Genomic DNA, 15,212 nt, shown 5'->3' with positions numbered 1-15,212 from the left:
ACCCCCATGCCGCACATGCGGGTCATGCTGGACTATTTCCACCCGTGGCCGAATTCGGCCGGTCTGTACGTCGCCCGCGCCCGCCGCTGGTACGCCGAGGCCGGGCTCGACGTCGAGCTGGTGGTCCAGGATCCGGGACGCGGGGACACCTTGGAGTACCTGGCGAGGGGCGAGGTGGACTTCGGGATCTTCCCGCCGAACCGGCTGCTGGCCCGGCGCGCGGAGCGCGGTCAGCCCCTGATCGCCGTCTCCGCGATCAACCACCGGGGCCTGGAGGCCATCCAGACCACCACGTCGACCGGCATCACCCGCCCCCGCGACCTCGCCGGCCGCCGTATCGCCTACAACCCGACCCCGCGCGGCCGGGCCATGGTGCGCCACCTGGTGGCGGCCGACGGCGGCGACCCGGACGCCGTGACCAGCGTGGACGCCGGTGCGCGCGAGCTGACCGTGGACGACATCGCGGCGGGCGAGGCCGACGCCACCTTCGGCAACTACTGGTCCTGGGACGCGCTGCGCGGCGATCTGCCCGAGGAGCAGCGGCTGACTTGGCCGGTCGACGAGATCGGCGCCCCGCGCTATCACAGCTACCTGCTCGGCACGAACGAGACACTGCTCGCCGACCACCCCTCCCTGGTACGGGACTTCCTCGCCGTCACGGCCCGCGGCTACGCGGCGGCGGCCCAAGAGCCGGACGCCACCCTGGAGTTGCTGGAGCACGTCATCCCGTACTTCCCGCGCCCGCTGATCGCCCGTTCACTCGCGCTGATCGCGCCCACATGGACGGACCCGGAGGGCCGTTGGGGTGTGATCGACGAGGGCCGGATGGGTCCGTACGCGCACTGGCTCGCCGAGAACGGCGCGATCCCGGACGACCGGGACTGGGCGAAGTCGTTCACCAACGGCCTGCTGGACGTGGCCACATGAGAGCCCTGGCCTGCCAGGCGCGGTCGCTGACCCGGCGCCTCGCCGTCGACTTCATGCGGGTGGGCAGCGCGCTGTGTCGGCCCTGACCGGACCGACCCGCCAGCCCTCCCACCCCTCGAAGGACCCGACATGCATCGCCGTACCGCCCTGTCCGCCATAGCCGCGACCGCCCTTCTCGCCGTCACCGGCTGCTCCGCCGACTCCACGGCCGCCGCGAAGGACGGCACCACGGCCGTCACGCTCGCCCTGGACTGGACGCCCAACACCAACCACACCGGCATCTACGTCGCCCAGGCCAAGGGCTGGTTCAAGGCTGCCGGGATCAACGTGAAGATCGTGCCGTACGGCTCCACCGCGCCCGAGACCCTGATCGCCAACCACAAGGCGGACTTCGGGATTTCGTACCAGGAGGGCATCACCACGGCCCGGGCGGCGGGCCAGGACATCACCTCCGTCTACGCGGTGACGCAGAAGACGGACGTGACGATCGCCGTGCGCGCCGACCGCAGCGACATCGCCTCGCCGAAGGACTTGGACGGCAAGACGTACGCCGGTTTCGGCGCCCCGTACGAGAAGCCGCTGCTGCAGAAGGTGATCCAGAACGCGGGCGGCAAGGGCGACTTCAAGCAGGTCACCCTCAACACCTCGGCGTACCAGGCGCTTTACGCGGGCAAGGCGGACTTCGCGATGCCGATGCCGACCTGGGAGGGCCTGGAGGCGGAGCTGAACGGAAAGCCGCTCAAGAACTTCCAGCTCTCCGACTACGGCTTCCCGGCGATCTACTCGACCCTCGTCGCGTCCTCGGACCAGTTCCTGAAGAAGAACCCGGAGACGGCGAGGAAGTCCTGACAGCCGTCGACATGGGCTACCGCTACGCCGCCGAACACCCGTCCCAGGCTGCCGACTTGCTGATCTCGGCGAACAAGAGCGTCCTCACCAACACCAAGCTGGTGCAGGAGAGCGAGGCGCTGCTCGCCAAGGACTACTACAAGGGCACGGACGGTTCGATCGGCACGCAGAGCGCGGAGCGCTGGCAGGCCTTCGCGGACTTCGAGTACAAGGCGGGCCTCCTGGTCGACGCCAACGGCAAGAAGCTGACGAGCGCCCCCAAGGCATCGACGTACTTCACCAACGCCTACCTCCCGGACGCCAAGTGAGGCCGCTGCTGCGGTCGTTGTGGCCGCCGCTTCTCGTCCTCGCCGTACTCCTCGGCGGCTGGCAGCTCTACGTCACCGCCGCGGGCGTCGATCCCACGACGCTCCCCTCCCCCGCCCGGGTGGTGGAGCAGGGCTGGCTGAACCGCCAGGACCTGTGGGACCAGACGCTGCCCACCCTCCAGGAGACGCTGCTCGGCTTCGCGCTGTCGTTCGCGGCGGCCTGGCTGGTCGCCGTCCTCCTCGACTTCTCCTCGGCGGCCCGCCGGGGTCTGTACCCGCTGCTCGTCGCCTCGCAGACCATCCCGATCGTGGCCGTCGCACCGCTGCTGATCATCTGGTTCGGCTTCGGACTGCTGCCGAAGATGCTGGTGGTGACCCTGACGACGTTCTTCCCGCTCGCCGCGAACCTCGCGGCGGGCTTCGCCGCGACCGACCGCGAGGCGATGCGCCTGCTGCGCTCGCTCGGCGCGGGCCGCTGGCGGACGTTCCGGCTGGTCCGGGTGCCGAGCGCGATGCCCTACTTCTTCGCCGGACTCCGCGTGAGCATCACCTACGCCGTCGTCGGCGCCGTCTTCGCCGAGTACGCGGGCGCGGAGGCGAGCCTCGGCATCTATATGCAGGCCCAGAAGAGCGCGTTCCGCACGGACTTGGTCTTCGCGGCGGTCGCGGTGACGGCCGCGCTGAGCATCGCCCTGTTCGGCGCGACTTACCTGCTGCAACGACTGGTACTCCCGTGGGAACGGGCGCTGAAGGAGGACACGTCGTCATGAGCAGTCTGCGCATCGAGGGCGTCGGCAAGTCCTTCGGGCCGTTGGAGGTTCTGCGGAACCCCCAACTCACCGTCGAGCCAGGCGAGTTCGCGGCGGTCATCGGCCCGAGCGGGAGCGGCAAGAGCACGCTGTTCAACCTGGTCTCCGGCCTCGACCGCCCCACGTCCGGCCAGGTGCTGGTGGAGGGCGAACCGGCCGGAGTGGAGTCCGGCAAGGTCGCCTACATGCCGCAGAAGGACCTCCTCTTCCCCTGGCGGACGGTGCTCGACAACACGGCACTGGGCCTTGAGGCACAGGGAGTTCGGAAGAAGGAGGCACGGCGGCGGGCCGACGCCCTGTTCGCGGACTTCGGCCTCGACGGCTTCCAGAAGGCGTACCCGTCCCGACTCAGCGGCGGCATGCGGCAACGCGCGGCCCTGCTGCGCACGGTGGTCCTGGAGCGACCGGTCCTCCTGCTCGACGAACCGTTCGGCGCGCTCGACTCCCTCACCCGCACGGAGATGCAGTTGTGGCTGGCAGGCATGTGGCAGCGCCACCGCTGGACGGTAGTCCTGGTCACGCACGACATCCGCGAGGTGGTCCTGCTCGCCGACACGGTCCACGTCCTGTCCCCCCGCCCGGCCACGATCGTCGACCGCGTGGAGGTCCCGCTGGCCTGCCCGCGCGGCGCGGACGACTTCACGAACCCGGACTTCGCCGCGACCGAGCGCCGCGTGCTGAACGCCCTGCGCGGCACAACGGCGGTGAAGACACCGTGAGTTCACACCTGGCTCACGGCCTGGGCACCGACCCGGTCGCCCCCGACTGGCCGCCGCTGACGGACACCGAGGTCACGGACATCGTGGGACCGTCCCGGGTGGTCTGGCGCAGCCCGCGCCCGCTGTCGGCGGCGGCCGTCGTGGAACGGTCCAACCGCCGCCTCTTCGTAAAGCGCCACCACGCCTCCGTACGCACGCTGGAGAGCCTGGCCGAGGAACACGCCTTCCTACGACACCTGCGGTTGCGCGGCGCTCCGGTGGTCGAGGTGTTGGATGCGGTGACACGCGGCGAGTGGACCTACGAGGTGCACTCGACCGGCGCCGGCACGGACCTCTACCGCGACGCCCTGTCCTGGTCCCCGTTTCGCACCTCCGCCCACGCGCGCGGCTGGCGAGGCGCTGGCCCGCCTGCATCTGGCGGCCGAGGGCTTCGACGCCCCGCGCCGTCAAGTACAGCCGCTGGTGGCGTCGTTCACGGTGTTCGCCTCGCCCGACCCGCAAACGGAGCTGGAACGGTATGTGGCCGAACGCCCCCAACTGGCAAAAGGGCTGGCGGACTTCCCATGCAACGAGCCCTGCTCCCCCTGCACGAGGATCTGGCCCCGCACCTCTCCAGGCTCGCCCCCCTGTGGACCCACAACGACTGGCACGCCTCCAACCTCCTCTGGAACGAGGACGGTTCGGTCGCGACGGCCCTGGACTTCGGGATGAGCGACCGCACGACGGCCGTGCACGACCTGGCCACCGCGATCGAACGCAACACGGTCCAGTGGCTCCAGCCCGGCTTCCCGGTCCGCGAGCAGGACGCGCTTGCACTCCTCGACGGCTACCAGTCCATACGTCCGCTCAGTCCGGCCGAGTCGAAGGCGCTCCCCGCGCTACTCCCCCTGGTCCACGCCGAGTTCGCGCTCTCCGAGCTGGGCTACTTCCACGGCGTCACGCGCTCGGCGGAGAACACCCGGCTGGCGTACGAGTATTACGTGGGGCACGCGGAGTGGTTCGCCGGGGAGGGCGGACGGCGACTGCTGGATCTGCTGCGGCGCCGGGTACCGGCATGCTGATCAGCATCGGCGGCCTCCCTGCCACCGGCAAGACCACGCTGGCGCGTCTCCTCGCGGCCCGCATCGGTGCCGTCCACCTCAGGGTCGACACCATCGAGCAGGCCATCGTCCGCTCCGGGGTGGCCCGTCATCCGGTGGGCCCGGTGGGCTACCTCGTGGGATACGCCCTGGCCGAGGAACATCTGCGGCAGGGGCTGACCGTGCTCGCCGAGTCCGTCAATCCGCTGAGCGTCACGCGGGACGCCTGGCGCGACACGGCGGTGCGGGCGGGTGTGCCCGCCGTGGAGATCGAGATCGTCTGCTCCGACCCGGACGAGCACCGGCGGCGCGTGGCCTCGCGGTCGATCGACATCCCGGATCTGCCGTTGCCCGACTGGGAGCAGGTCGTCGGCCGGGAGTACGAGCCGTGGAACCGCGACCGCATCGTGGTCGACACGTCTGGACAGGGGCCGGAGGACTCACTGGCCTCGCTTCTCGAAGCCTTGACCGAACGGTAGTCCGCGGGTGAAGACGACGCGGGGTCGGCCTGGCCCGTCGTAGTCCTCCACGACGCGCGCATCAAAGCCGAGGGTGCGGTGGAAGGCGATCGACCCCTCGTTGGTGACCGAGGTGATGGCCTTGAGGCGGACCGCGCCGTGCCGTCCTGCGGCCTCGACGAACGCTGCGTACAGGTCGCGTCCCAGACCGGTGCCACGTGCGTCGTCCCGGGTCGCCACGAGGTGTACGTATCCCGTGTGGTCCGGCGTGACGAACCCGAAGAGGTAACCACGGATGCCGTCGTCGGCGCGGGCGACCAGACAGGTGGACCCGAACTCCTGCACCAGCGCGGTCAGATGGAGCGCGCGGAGGTCACGCTCTCCCCAGTAGCGTGCGTGGTCCTCCAATACCTGGTGGAGGTCGGTGACATCGGCAGGTTCGATACGGACGGCCATGGCATCGATCATGGCAGAGAGCGTTCAGAGTCGAGAAGGAGATGGGGCATGATCACGGGCTACGTTCTCGGCGAGAGCCTGCGTCCCGGTGCCGTGTTCGCGCCGCACGGGCTGCGCATCCGGAAGGTCGAGCGGGTCGACAACTCGGCGAGTGCGGCGGCCGGGCAGCCCGACGCCTGGACATTCATCGAGTGGGAGACCGACGACGACAGCGCCGCGGGTCCGATCGCGGAGGCGCTCGCCGCCGCTCTGGAGCCGGCCAATGGCTGGTACGCCGACTTCACTGTCGGCGATGAACGGGTCGTCGTCTTCGCGGGGAAAGTGTTCCGCTATCGGCGCGGCGACGAAGCCGGCCGCGCCGAAGCGGTCGCGTACGGGCGTTCCGTGGGGACTCCGGAGCATCAGCTCGACTGGGAGGAGTGACCCCGGCGGCGCCATTCTTCTGCGAGGAGCTCGTACGAGCGCACCCGGTCCGGGTGGTCGTGGGTGATGGTGGTGATGAGCAACTCGTCGGCGCCCACCGCCTCTTGGAGTTGCTCCAGCTGGTCGGCGACCCGGCCGGGCGATCCGACGAACTGGGTGTCGATGCGGTCCTGGACCAGCTCGCGGTCCTCGTCGCTCCAGACGTGGGCGCGGGCTTCGTCGGGGGTCGGGAACTTGATGGCACCCTCCGCCGTGCGGATGGAGCGCACCCACAGACCGTAGCCGGTGGCGAGTTCGCGGGCTGTCTCGTCGTCCTCGGCGACTACGACGTCCGCAGACACGCTGACGTACGGCTTGTCGAGGACGTCGGAGGGCTGGAAGGCGCCGCGGTAACCGTCCGCCGCCTCAAGGACACTGGCCGGGCTGACGTGGTAATTCGCCGCGAAGCGGAGGCCGTTGCGGCCCGCCACCTCGGCGCTGATGCCCCCGCTGCTGCCCAGGATCCACAGTTCGACATCGGCGCCTTCGCCCGGTACCACGTGTGCCTCGACACCCTCCGGGGAGCGGTACGTGCCGGCCAGCAGCGCGAGGACGTCGTCGATCTGCTCGCCGTACTCCTGGGACTCGGCCTTGGGCAGCAGGAGCAGCTTGCGCTGGAGGGCGATCCGGGGTGAGCCGAGGAGGAACTCGAAGGAGAAACGGGGCGGAATGCGCAGGCCGTTGGGGGCCCGGCCGTCGACGATCGGGGTCGACGAGGGCAGTGGGGGTGATGGTCGGCCGCCCGAGCGGCCCAGGCCCAGGTCGAAGCGGCCGGGGTGCAGCGCGTCGAGCAGGCCGAACTCCTCGACCGTGGACAGCGCGGTGCGGTGGCCGAGTTGTACGGCGCCGGAGCCGAGCCGGATGGTGGAGGTCGCGGACGCCGTCAGGGCCAGGACCACCGCGGGGGACGTGCCCGCGACCCCGGGGTTGAGGTGGTGCTCGGCGAACCAGTAGCGGGCGTACCCGAACTCCTCGGCCCTGCGCGCGAGTTCGATGGAGTTGCGCAGGGCCTCGGGCGCGGTGGAGCCGGAGGAGATCGGGACCAGGTCGAGGACTCCGAGAGGGATGTCAGGCATGCGCGGGCTCCTCACTGGTCGACGCCTCCGGCAGTACCGGGCCCCAGGCGAACGGCGGATCCGGGATGTCCTTGCGCAGCACGGGAGCCACCGCCGACCCGAACAGCTCCAGCGAGTCACGGTGCTGACGGTCCGTCAAACCGCCGGCGTCCGCGTGGAGATGGAGAACGCTGTGCCCGAACTGCTCGTGATAGCGGTGCACCTTGTCGATGATCTGCTGCGGGCTGCCGATCAGCGCGGAGCTGCGCTCGACGTAGTCCTCCAGGGTCTCGAAGACGATGGGCAGGCCGATCTGTTTCTGGAAGGCGAGATTGTTCTCGAAGACCGGGCGGTAGGCGGCCAGCGCCTCCTGTGTCGTGGGAGCGACGTAGAGGCCGGCCGTGCCCGCGCCCACCGCGATGTCCGCCGGGTCGTGGCCGTAGTGCTCCCAGCGTTCCCGGTAGTAGCGGATCAACTCGGCATACGGCTCTATGGGGTTGGTGACGTTCGCGGAGAACAGCGGGTCGCCGTAGCGGGCGGCCAGGTCGACGCTCTCCTTGCTGGTGGCGCTGCCGTGCCAGACCCGGATCGGCTGTTGGTAGGGCCGCGGCCACACCTCGGCGTCCTTCAACTCCGGGCGGAACCGGGTCTTCGCCGTCACCTTGTCCTGCCGCCAGAGCTGCCGGAACACCTCGTAGCTCTCGGCGTTGCGCTCCCACTGGTCCTCGGGCGTGACATGGAACAGTTCGCGCTGGGCGGTGCCGTTGCCCTTGCCGATGATCAGGTCGAGGCGTCCGCCGGAGAGGTGGTCGAGTGTCGCGTAATCCTCGTAGGCCCGGACCGGGTCGAGGAGGCTCAGCGTGGTGACCGCCGTGAAGAGGCGGATGCGGCGGGTGAGCGCGGCGACATGGCTGAGGACGACGGTCGGCGAGGAGGAGATGAAGGGCCGCTCGTGCCGCTCCCCCACGCCGAAGCCGTCGAGGCCCAACTCCTCGGCCAGTACGGCGTTTTCGAGGACCTCGCGGAAGCGTTCGTGGGTCGGCTTCTGGATGCCCGTGACCGGGTCGGGGCGGTGGACGATGAGCGTGATCGCGAGGAACTTCACGACGCCGCCCGTTCCTCGCGCACCTCGTCGGGGTGGGCCAGGCCGAGGTGGTCGCGGAGGGTCGGGCCCTCGTACTCGGTGCGGAAGACGCCCTGTTCCTGGAGCAGCGGGACGACCTTGTCGGCGAAGGGGTCGAGGCCGGTCGGGGTGATGTGCGGGACGAGGATGAAGCCGTCGCTGGCGTCGGCCTGCACGAAGTCGTTGATGGTCTTCGCCACAGTGGACGGGGAGCCGATGAAGGCCTGCCGGTTGCCGGTCTCGATGACCAGGTCGCGGATGGACCAGTTGTTGGCGGCGGCCCGCTCGCGCCACTCGCGGGCGGTGGCCAACGGGTCGCGGTACATGCGTACTTGGGCGCGGCCCTTGGAGATGTGGTTGTCGCTGACGTCGGGGTCGATGTCGGGGAGCGGGCCGTCCGGGTCGTAGGAGGAGAGGTCCCGGTTCCAGACGAACTCCAGGTGCTTGATGGCGGTGGCGCCGCTGACCTGCTGGCGGCGGACCTCCTTCGCGAGGTCCTCCGCCTCGGCGTCGGTGTCACCGAGCACGAAGGTCGCGGCCGGGAGGATCAGCAACTGGTCCGACCTGCGGCCGTACTTGGCGAGTCGGGACTTGACGTCGGTGTAGAAGGCCTGGCCCTCGGTGAGGGTGCTGTACCGGCTGAAGATGGCGTCGGCGGAGGAGGCCGCGAACTCTCGGCCTTCGTCGGAGTCGCCGGCCTGGAAGATGACGGGGCGGCCCTGCGGGGAGCGCGGGACGTTGAACTGACCGTGGATGTCGAAGTGTTGGCCCTTGTGGACGAAGGCTCCGACCTTGGCGTCGGTCAGGAAGGTGCCGGTGGCCTGGTCGGCGAGGATCTCGTCGCCGTGCCAGGAGTCGAAGAGTTCGTTGGTGGTGGCTAGGAACTCCTTGGCCCGGGAGTAGCGCTCGTCCTGCGGGAGGAAGCCGCCGCGGCGGAAGTTCTCTCCGGTGAACGCGTCCCAGGAAGTGACCACGTTCCAGGCGGCGCGGCCGTCGGAGAGGTGATCGAGGCTGGCGAACTGGCGGGCCACCTCGTAGGGCTCGTTGAAGGTGGAGTTGATGGTGCCGGTCAGGCCGAGGTGTTCGGTGACGGCGGCGAGCGCGGCGAGGATCGTGAAGGTGTCGGGGCGGCCGACCACGTCCAAGTCGTAGATCTTTCCGCCCTGTTCGCGCAGCCGCAGGCCCTCGGCGAGGAAGAGGAAGTCGAACTTGGCGCGCTCGGCGGTCTTCGCGAAGTGCGCGAAGGAGCTGAACTCGATGTGGCTGCCGGCCGCGGGGTCGCTCCACACGGTGGTGTTGTTGACACCGGGGAAGTGGGCGGCCAGGTGGATCTGCTTCAGGGGCTTGCTCATGTCGTACGGTCCCTCCGGCTCAGGCGTTCGCGGCAGCGGCGTAGCGGTTGGCGGGGCGGGCGAGCCCCAGCAGGCCGCGCAGGGTGTCGGCCTCGTAGGCGCGGCGGAAGGCGTTCCGGCGCTGGAGTTCGGGGACCAGCCCCTGGGTGATCGCCGGCAGGTCGTGCCCGGCGACGGCGGGCCGCAACCGGAAACCGGTCAGCCCCGCCGACTGCAACTCCTGAAGGAGGTCCGCGAGTTGGGCGGGCGTACCGGCGAAGATCCGGGCGTCGCTGGTGTACGGCACCCCCGCGAGGGCGTCGAGGCGCTCGCGGCGGGCGGCGGCCGTGGCCTCGTCGTCGTCGAGGAAGACGACCAGGTCGCCGAAGATGTGCAGGAGCTCGTCGGCGCGTCCGGCGGCCTGCTGTTCGGCGCGGATCTCCGCGACGATCGCGCGTGCCTCGTCGGTGTCGTGCGGGGTGACGTAGCCGATGTCGGTGGCGCGGGCCACCAGCCGGTACGGGATCGTCTGGTGGGCCAGGGAGCTGACGATCGGCTGGCCCTGCGGCGGCCGGGGGGTGATGGAGGGGCCCTTGACGCTGAAGTGGCGGCCCTCGAAGTCGATGTAGTGCAGCTTGTCGCGGTCGACGAAGCGGCCGGTGGCTGTGTCCCGGATCTCGGCGTCGCCCTCCCAGCTGTCCCAGAGGCGGCGCACGACCTCGATGTAGTCGGCGGCCTCGTCGAAGTGCTCGGCGAGCCGTTCCTGTCCGGCCGGGGTGCGCAGGCTCTCCAGGTCGATCGGCGGGAAGTCGCGCCTGCCGAAATGGTCGGCCTCGTGCGGCCGGGCGGAGAGCTGCACCCGCACACCGGCGCGGCCGGTGCTGACGTAGTCGAGGGTGGCGATCGCCTTGGATATGTGGAACGGCTCCGTGTGCGTGGACACCACCGTCGGGACCAGGCCTATGTGGCTGGTGAGCGGTGCGATGCGGGCCGCGACGAGTACGGCGTCGAGGCGGCCGCGGACCTGGTCGGTGCGGCCGTCCAGTTCGCCGTAGCGCGAGGACTGGAGGCCGAGGCCGTCCTCGAAGGTCACGAAGTCGAGAAGGCCGCGCTCGGCCTCGGCGACCTGGTCGGCCCAGTAGGCGGCGGTGAACAGGTCGCGGGGCCGGGCCACCGGCTCGCGCCAGGAGGCGGGGTGCCAGCCGGTGCCGTCGAGGGCGACGGCGAGATGCAGAGGAGAAGGGGAGGTCGATGACACGAGTGGTGCCTTCCTGAAGGTCCGTACGAGATCGCCGGCCCATGGACAGGGGCGCACGGCGGCTGGGGAGCGCAGCGAATGGGGGTCCCCCCGGCCGAAGGCTGGGGGAGGGTCAGGGGCGACAGAGCGCGCCGGCCACGCGCAGCAGGTCTATGTGCTGTCGCGTGGTGAGTCGCACGTGGAGGACCGCGGTGCCGCACATGTGCTCCACCTCCACGGATTCCGGCTTCATAGGGGGCAACCGCACGGCTATGCCGTTTCTTCCGGATCGGCGGCGGAAGTCGGGCCGGTGAACCGTACGAGCGAGAAGACGGTACGGGCGCGCAGGGTGAAGCCGATCGACTCGTACAGCCGGATGGCGTCGGTGTTGGTGGCCGCGGCGTGCAGGAAAGGGTGGTCGCCGCGTTCCTTGATGCCGGCTGCGACGGCGCGGACCAGGCGGGTGGCCAGGCCCCGGCCGCGGTGGTCGGGGTCGGTGCACACGGCGCTGATCTCGGTCCAGCCGGGCGGGTGGAGGCGTTCGCCGGCGAGCGCGACGAGTCGGCCTTCGTGGCGGATGCCGAGGTAGGTGCCCATCTCGACGGTGCGGGGCAGGTAGGGGCCGGGTTCGGTGCGGGCGACCAGGTCGAGGATCTCGGGCACGTCGTCGGGGCCGAGGAGGACGGCCTCAGGGTCGGGTTCGGCCCGCAGGCCGGTGTCCACCAGCTGGACGCCCTGTCCGGAACGGACGATCTCCCAGCCGTCCGGGGTCTCGCTCACTCCGCGCACGGCGGCGGTGGAGCCGGGGCCGATGAGCGTGGCCAGGTCGGCCCAGGCGCGTCGGTCGTCGTTGTCGGTGATGGCGTTGAAGCCGGCCACGTCGACGGGGTAGCGGGCGGCGCGGCCGACGCGTTCGGCGAGGTGGGCGTGCGGGCCGGTGAGCGCGGCCCAGGCCGGGTTGTCCAGGACGTGGGAGGTGGTCGTTTCGATACTGGCGGTGGAAGACATCGGGTGACGGCTCCGGTACTGGTCGCACGGGGCGGGGACCCCGCCGGGGCGTGGCGGGGTCCCCTTGCTGAGAGGGTGGGTCAGGAGTCGGTCTTCGGCAGTCCGGGCGGGTTGATCTCGGACTTGGCGACGGCCTCGTTGGAGAGGTTCCAGGCGGCCAGCCACTTCGCGTACTGACCGTTCTTGATCAGGTAGTTGATGGCGTCCGCGAGGGGCTTGGCGAGGCCGCTGTTCTTCTTCGCGGTGGCCGCGATCAGGCCCTGGAGGGTGGATCCGGCGCCGGAGTACGTGCCCGCGTTGCGGACCGCCTTGGCCGTGCCCTTGGTCGAGGAGACCTGGTAGGCGACCGAGGGGTTGGGGGCGAGGTAGGCGTCGATCTTCCCGGAGGCCAGCGCGAGGTAGGTGCTGTTGTTGTCCTGGAAGTACTTGACGGTGAGCGCCTTCTTGCCCTCGGCGGCCAGCTTCTTCTTCCACTCCAGGAGGATCCGCTCCTGGTTGGTGCCCGCGCCCACGGCGACGGTCTTGCCGGCGAGGTTCTCGTAATTGCCGTCGAAGTTCCAGGAGTTGTCGGCCTTCACCGCGAAGCCGAGGTTGTCCTCGCGGTAGGACGCGAACTCGTACTTCGCCTTGCGCTCCTCGGTGTCGGTGACGTTGGAGAAGGCGACATCGACCTTTCCGCTGTCGAGGCCGATGAAGAGGCTCTCCCAAGTGGAGTTCTTCAGCTCGGGCTTGAGGCCGAGGACGGCGGCGACCAGGCGGGCGATGTCGGTCTCGGAACCGGTGAGGGTCTTCTGGTCCGAGCCCACGTAGCCGAGCGGCGGGGAGCCGGCGGGCAGGAAGCCGACGCCGATCTCCAGCTTGCCGCTCTTCGCTATGGACTTGGGCAACTCGGCGCTGATCGACTTCACTTCGGCGACCTTGAGCTTCGCCTCCTTGGCCGCACCGAGGGAGAAGGCGCCCACGGTGACCGTGCCGGAGGCGGCACCGCCGGACGTGGTGGCCGCGTCACTGTCGCCGCCGCAGGCCGCGAGACCACCGGCGAGGGAAGCGAGGACGGTTCCCGCGGTGAGTCCGCGAGTGATTCTGCTGCGCAGGCTGAGAGTAGACATGGCTGTTCCTAGGCTCGGTGTCGAGGGTGAAGGTGAGGAAGGGGTTCAGAGGACCTTGCTGAGGAAGTCCCTGGTCCGTTCGTGCTGTGGCCTGTCGAGGACCTCGTGGGGCGGGCCCTGTTCGACGATCTTTCCGCCGTCGATGAAGACGACCCGGTCGGCGACCTCGCGGGCGAAGCCGATCTCGTGGGTGACGATGACGAGGGTGGTGCCGCTGGTCGCCAAGTCCTTGATGACGGAGAGGACTTCGCCGACGAGTTCGGGGTCGAGGGCGGAGGTCGGCTCGTCGAAGAGAATGACGCCGGGGCGGAGGGCCAGTGCCCGTGCGATGGCGACGCGCTGCTGCTGGCCGCCGGAGAGCTGCCTCGGGTAGGCGCCGCTCTTCTCGGCGAGACCTACGCGGCCCAGCAACTCCCTTGCCAGTTCCAGGGCTTCGGGCTTGCCGAGCCTGCCGGTGGCGACCGGGGCGGCGGCCACGTTGTCGAGGACGGTCAGGTGCGGGAAGAGGTTGAAGTTCTGGAAGACGAACCCGATCCGGCTGCGCTGCGCGAGGATGGCACGCTCGCTCAACTCCTTGAGCCGTCCGCCCTGTTGCTTCACCCCGATGAGTTCGCCGTTGACGCTGACGTAACCGATCTCGGGCTTCTCCAGGTGGTTGATGACCCGCAGCAGCGTGGACTTGCCGGAACCGGACGGGCCGAGGATCACGGTGACCTCGCCGGGCCGCACGGTGAGGTCGACGCCGTCCAGCACGCGGTGGGCGCCGTACCACTTGTGGACGTCGTGCACCTCTACGGCGGCGGGTGTGATGTCCGCCAGGGGTTCGACGGTGTTCGTGGTCATACGGCGGTCTCCCTGCGGATGCGGGCCCGCAGATCGGTGACACCGGTGCGGAGTTTCTGGATCGGGGTGGGCGGCAGGTTGCGGGTGGCGCCCCGGGCGTAGTGCCGCTCGACGTAGAACTGGATGACGGACACCACGCTGGTCAGGATCAGGTACCAGACGGTGACGACCAGGAGCAGCGGCACGATGTCGCCTGGGTAGGTGGAGCCCATCGTCTGCGCGGAGCCGAACAGGTCGAGCAGCGAGACGTAGAAGACCAGCGAGGTGCTCTTGATCAGGCCGATCAGCTGGTTGACGTAGTTCGGGGTGATGGAGCGCAGCGCCTGCGGGAAGACGATTCTGCGGAACTGGTAGCCCTTGGGGAGGCCGAGGGCGGAGGCCGCCTCGTGCTGGCCCTGGTCGACGGAGAGGATGCCGCCGCGGACCACTTCGGCCGCGTACGCCGCCTCGTTGAGGCTGAGTCCGACGACGGCGACGACCATGTCGGTGGCGAGCTTCGACTCGTCGACGGAGAAGAAGGCGGGTCCGAAGGGGACGCCGATGCTGAGCGTCTGGTAGAGGGCGCTGAAGTTGTAGAGGAAGATCAGCACCACGATGAGCGGGATCGAGCGCAGCGCCCACACATAGATCCAGCTCACCGCGCGCAGCACCGGGCTCTTGGAGAGTCGGGCCAGGGCGAGCAGGATGCCGCCGAGGAGACCCAACACCGCGCTGAGCGCGGCGACTTCGAGGGTGATGACGAGTCCGTCGAGGATCGTCGGGCGCAGGAACCAGTAGCCGAAGCGGTCCCACTGGTAGAAGGAGTTGGTGACCAGCCCGTGGACGAACTGGGCGGCCACCACCAGCACGACCAGGGTGACGATCCACCGGCCGGGCCGGCGCAGCGGCTGAACTCGCTGTGCGGTGAGGGGTTTTGACGGGGCGTCTGCTGCGGGGGCGTCGGCCAGGGACACAGTGGTGCCTGGGGGTTCACTCATGGTGGGCTCCGGCGGGTTCACAGACCCCGGTCCGTGGCGGTGGACGCGCGACGGCGGACGGCACGCGCGGGTGCGCGGGACCGGGGGCGGGGAAGGGGCAGGCACACCGGCGGGATCGGGTGTGCGTCAGAGGTGCGTGGGCCGACTGGTCGTCAGGCCCGACAGCGGGCGCGGCCCGGTGCGGTACACAGTGCGCTGCTGACCCGGAGCAGATCGACAGCGCGGTCGGCGACGAACAGGTTGGCGTACGACCGTACGCAGCCCTGCGGACGGCATGTGGCCGTCCTGAGAGCTGCGTACATGGCGTCACCTGTCACTGTTCCGGCCCCGCGGGGCCTCGCGCTTACCGAAACGTCATCCGGTCCGGTCGTCACCTGGGGCACCCCACCGCGTGCGAGGGTTGCCGGTCAGCAAGCCAGGGCTTGTCGCTGACACTCATGACCGTTCTGGCCGCAAGTTAAG

General features: G+C 69.8%; 19 protein-coding genes and 1 riboswitch. Of the genes, 8 read left to right on the top strand and 11 right to left on the bottom strand.

The features are described from left to right. The first annotated feature begins 6 nt into the window (after window positions 1-6). From ACIBJH_RS06305 to ACIBJH_RS06285, 5 genes are all read left to right on the top strand, one after another. Entirely contained in the window at window positions 7-927 is a 921-nt protein-coding gene (locus ACIBJH_RS06305) for an ABC transporter substrate-binding protein (protein WP_399115684.1), read from the top strand. A 129-nt stretch (window positions 928-1,056) separates the two neighbouring features. Continuing rightward, entirely contained in the window at window positions 1,057-1,776 is a 720-nt protein-coding gene (locus ACIBJH_RS06300; protein WP_399115683.1) for an ABC transporter substrate-binding protein, read from the top strand. An 11-nt stretch (window positions 1,777-1,787) separates the two neighbouring features. Next, window positions 1,788-2,084 carry a hypothetical protein gene (locus ACIBJH_RS06295; RefSeq protein WP_399115682.1) on the top strand — a complete coding sequence of 99 codons (297 nt, stop codon included), beginning with the start codon at window positions 1,788-1,790 and terminating at the stop codon, window positions 2,082-2,084. Continuing rightward, complete coding sequence (locus ACIBJH_RS06290; protein WP_399115681.1) at window positions 2,081-2,854, top strand: ABC transporter permease; 774 nt, start codon at window positions 2,081-2,083, stop codon at window positions 2,852-2,854. Before ACIBJH_RS06295 ends, ACIBJH_RS06290 begins: the two co-directional genes overlap by 4 nt. After that, window positions 2,851-3,612 carry an ABC transporter ATP-binding protein gene (locus ACIBJH_RS06285; RefSeq protein WP_399115680.1) on the top strand — a complete coding sequence of 254 codons (762 nt, stop codon included), beginning with the start codon at window positions 2,851-2,853 and terminating at the stop codon, window positions 3,610-3,612. The genes ACIBJH_RS06290 and ACIBJH_RS06285 overlap by 4 nt, the downstream gene beginning before the upstream one ends. A gap of 13 nt (window positions 3,613-3,625) precedes the next feature. On the opposite strand, the gene ACIBJH_RS06280 is transcribed toward ACIBJH_RS06285, so the two are convergent. Beyond that, the gene (locus ACIBJH_RS06280) at window positions 3,626-3,766 is read right to left on the bottom strand and encodes a hypothetical protein (RefSeq protein WP_399116394.1); all 141 of its coding nucleotides are present in this window, start codon (window positions 3,764-3,766) and stop codon (window positions 3,626-3,628) included. Between ACIBJH_RS06280 and ACIBJH_RS06275 the strand changes: the two genes are divergently transcribed. Beyond that, entirely contained in the window at window positions 3,711-4,673 is a 963-nt protein-coding gene (locus ACIBJH_RS06275; RefSeq protein WP_399116365.1) for a phosphotransferase enzyme family protein, read from the top strand. The genes ACIBJH_RS06280 and ACIBJH_RS06275 overlap by 56 nt on opposite strands. Then, window positions 4,667-5,170 (top strand): AAA family ATPase, encoded by a 504-nt coding sequence (locus tag ACIBJH_RS06270; RefSeq protein WP_399115679.1) that lies wholly within the window; start codon window positions 4,667-4,669, stop codon window positions 5,168-5,170. Before ACIBJH_RS06275 ends, ACIBJH_RS06270 begins: the two co-directional genes overlap by 7 nt. Here the strand turns inward: ACIBJH_RS06270 and ACIBJH_RS06265 are convergent. Then, entirely contained in the window at window positions 5,132-5,617 is a 486-nt protein-coding gene (locus tag ACIBJH_RS06265) for a GNAT family N-acetyltransferase (RefSeq protein ID WP_399115678.1), read from the bottom strand. The genes ACIBJH_RS06270 and ACIBJH_RS06265 overlap by 39 nt on opposite strands. Before the next feature lie 36 nt (window positions 5,618-5,653). On the opposite strand from ACIBJH_RS06265, the gene ACIBJH_RS06260 reads away from it, so the two are divergent. Then, window positions 5,654-6,028 (top strand): hypothetical protein, encoded by a 375-nt coding sequence (locus ACIBJH_RS06260; RefSeq protein WP_399115677.1) that lies wholly within the window; start codon window positions 5,654-5,656, stop codon window positions 6,026-6,028. On the opposite strand, the gene ACIBJH_RS06255 is transcribed toward ACIBJH_RS06260, so the two are convergent. From ACIBJH_RS06255 to ACIBJH_RS06215, 9 genes are all read right to left on the bottom strand, one after another. Then, on the bottom strand, window positions 6,007-7,143 hold the full coding sequence (locus ACIBJH_RS06255) for an LLM class flavin-dependent oxidoreductase (protein ID WP_399115676.1): 1,137 nt from the start codon (window positions 7,141-7,143) through the stop codon (window positions 6,007-6,009). The two genes, ACIBJH_RS06260 and ACIBJH_RS06255, sit on opposite strands and share 22 nt — an antisense overlap. Continuing rightward, window positions 7,136-8,227 (bottom strand): LLM class flavin-dependent oxidoreductase, encoded by a 1,092-nt coding sequence (locus tag ACIBJH_RS06250; RefSeq protein WP_399115675.1) that lies wholly within the window; start codon window positions 8,225-8,227, stop codon window positions 7,136-7,138. The genes ACIBJH_RS06255 and ACIBJH_RS06250 overlap by 8 nt, the downstream gene beginning before the upstream one ends. Next, entirely contained in the window at window positions 8,224-9,597 is a 1,374-nt protein-coding gene (locus tag ACIBJH_RS06245; RefSeq protein ID WP_399115674.1) for an NtaA/DmoA family FMN-dependent monooxygenase, read from the bottom strand. The genes ACIBJH_RS06250 and ACIBJH_RS06245 overlap by 4 nt, the downstream gene beginning before the upstream one ends. Window positions 9,598-9,616: 19 nt before the next feature. Beyond that, window positions 9,617-10,834: an LLM class flavin-dependent oxidoreductase gene (locus tag ACIBJH_RS06240; protein WP_399115673.1), complete on the bottom strand. Its 1,218-nt coding sequence runs from the start codon at window positions 10,832-10,834 to the stop codon at window positions 9,617-9,619. A 112-nt stretch (window positions 10,835-10,946) separates the two neighbouring features. Next, window positions 10,947-11,036, bottom strand: a complete 90-nt coding sequence (locus tag ACIBJH_RS06235) for a putative leader peptide (protein ID WP_399116364.1) — start codon at window positions 11,034-11,036, stop codon at window positions 10,947-10,949. 47 nt (window positions 11,037-11,083) lie between these two features. Continuing rightward, window positions 11,084-11,821 carry a GNAT family N-acetyltransferase gene (locus ACIBJH_RS06230; RefSeq protein WP_399115672.1) on the bottom strand — a complete coding sequence of 246 codons (738 nt, stop codon included), beginning with the start codon at window positions 11,819-11,821 and terminating at the stop codon, window positions 11,084-11,086. 80 nt (window positions 11,822-11,901) lie between these two features. Continuing rightward, complete coding sequence (locus ACIBJH_RS06225; RefSeq protein ID WP_399115671.1) at window positions 11,902-12,930, bottom strand: ABC transporter substrate-binding protein; 1,029 nt, start codon at window positions 12,928-12,930, stop codon at window positions 11,902-11,904. 45 nt (window positions 12,931-12,975) lie between these two features. Beyond that, entirely contained in the window at window positions 12,976-13,773 is a 798-nt protein-coding gene (locus ACIBJH_RS06220) for an amino acid ABC transporter ATP-binding protein (protein ID WP_399115670.1), read from the bottom strand. Further along, window positions 13,770-14,750, bottom strand: coding sequence for an amino acid ABC transporter permease (locus ACIBJH_RS06215; protein ID WP_399115669.1), 981 nt, complete (start codon window positions 14,748-14,750; stop codon window positions 13,770-13,772). Before ACIBJH_RS06215 ends, ACIBJH_RS06220 begins: the two co-directional genes overlap by 4 nt. A gap of 334 nt (window positions 14,751-15,084) precedes the next feature. Continuing rightward, window positions 15,085-15,193: riboswitch (SAM riboswitch) on the bottom strand. Window positions 15,194-15,212 lie beyond the last annotated feature (19 nt).

The sequence above is a fragment of the Streptomyces sp. NPDC050548 genome (assembly GCF_044457385.1).
Classification (GTDB): domain Bacteria; phylum Actinomycetota; class Actinomycetes; order Streptomycetales; family Streptomycetaceae; genus Streptomyces.
This window is presented reverse-complemented; position numbering and strand designations above follow the sequence as displayed.

Bases quoted from the DNA above. Each gene is read 5' to 3' on its own strand.
- ACIBJH_RS06305 (WP_399115684.1), top strand. From the start codon at position 7: ATGCCGCACATGCGGGTCATGCTGGACTATTTCCACCCGTGGCCGAAT.
- ACIBJH_RS06300 (WP_399115683.1), top strand. From the start codon at position 1,057: ATGCATCGCCGTACCGCCCTGTCCGCCATAGCCGCGACCGCCCTTCTC.
- ACIBJH_RS06295 (WP_399115682.1), top strand. From the start codon at position 1,788: ATGGGCTACCGCTACGCCGCCGAACACCCGTCCCAGGCTGCCGACTTG.
- ACIBJH_RS06285 (WP_399115680.1), top strand. From the start codon at position 2,851: ATGAGCAGTCTGCGCATCGAGGGCGTCGGCAAGTCCTTCGGGCCGTTG.
- ACIBJH_RS06270 (WP_399115679.1), top strand. From the start codon at position 4,667: ATGCTGATCAGCATCGGCGGCCTCCCTGCCACCGGCAAGACCACGCTG.
- ACIBJH_RS06265 (WP_399115678.1), bottom strand. From the start codon at position 5,617: ATGATCGATGCCATGGCCGTCCGTATCGAACCTGCCGATGTCACCGAC.
- ACIBJH_RS06260 (WP_399115677.1), top strand. From the start codon at position 5,654: ATGATCACGGGCTACGTTCTCGGCGAGAGCCTGCGTCCCGGTGCCGTG.
- ACIBJH_RS06255 (WP_399115676.1), bottom strand. From the start codon at position 7,143: ATGCCTGACATCCCTCTCGGAGTCCTCGACCTGGTCCCGATCTCCTCC.
- ACIBJH_RS06245 (WP_399115674.1), bottom strand. From the start codon at position 9,597: ATGAGCAAGCCCCTGAAGCAGATCCACCTGGCCGCCCACTTCCCCGGT.
- ACIBJH_RS06235 (WP_399116364.1), bottom strand. From the start codon at position 11,036: ATGTGCGGCACCGCGGTCCTCCACGTGCGACTCACCACGCGACAGCAC.
- ACIBJH_RS06230 (WP_399115672.1), bottom strand. From the start codon at position 11,821: ATGTCTTCCACCGCCAGTATCGAAACGACCACCTCCCACGTCCTGGAC.
- ACIBJH_RS06225 (WP_399115671.1), bottom strand. From the start codon at position 12,930: ATGTCTACTCTCAGCCTGCGCAGCAGAATCACTCGCGGACTCACCGCG.
- ACIBJH_RS06220 (WP_399115670.1), bottom strand. From the start codon at position 13,773: ATGACCACGAACACCGTCGAACCCCTGGCGGACATCACACCCGCCGCC.
- ACIBJH_RS06215 (WP_399115669.1), bottom strand. From the start codon at position 14,750: ATGAGTGAACCCCCAGGCACCACTGTGTCCCTGGCCGACGCCCCCGCA.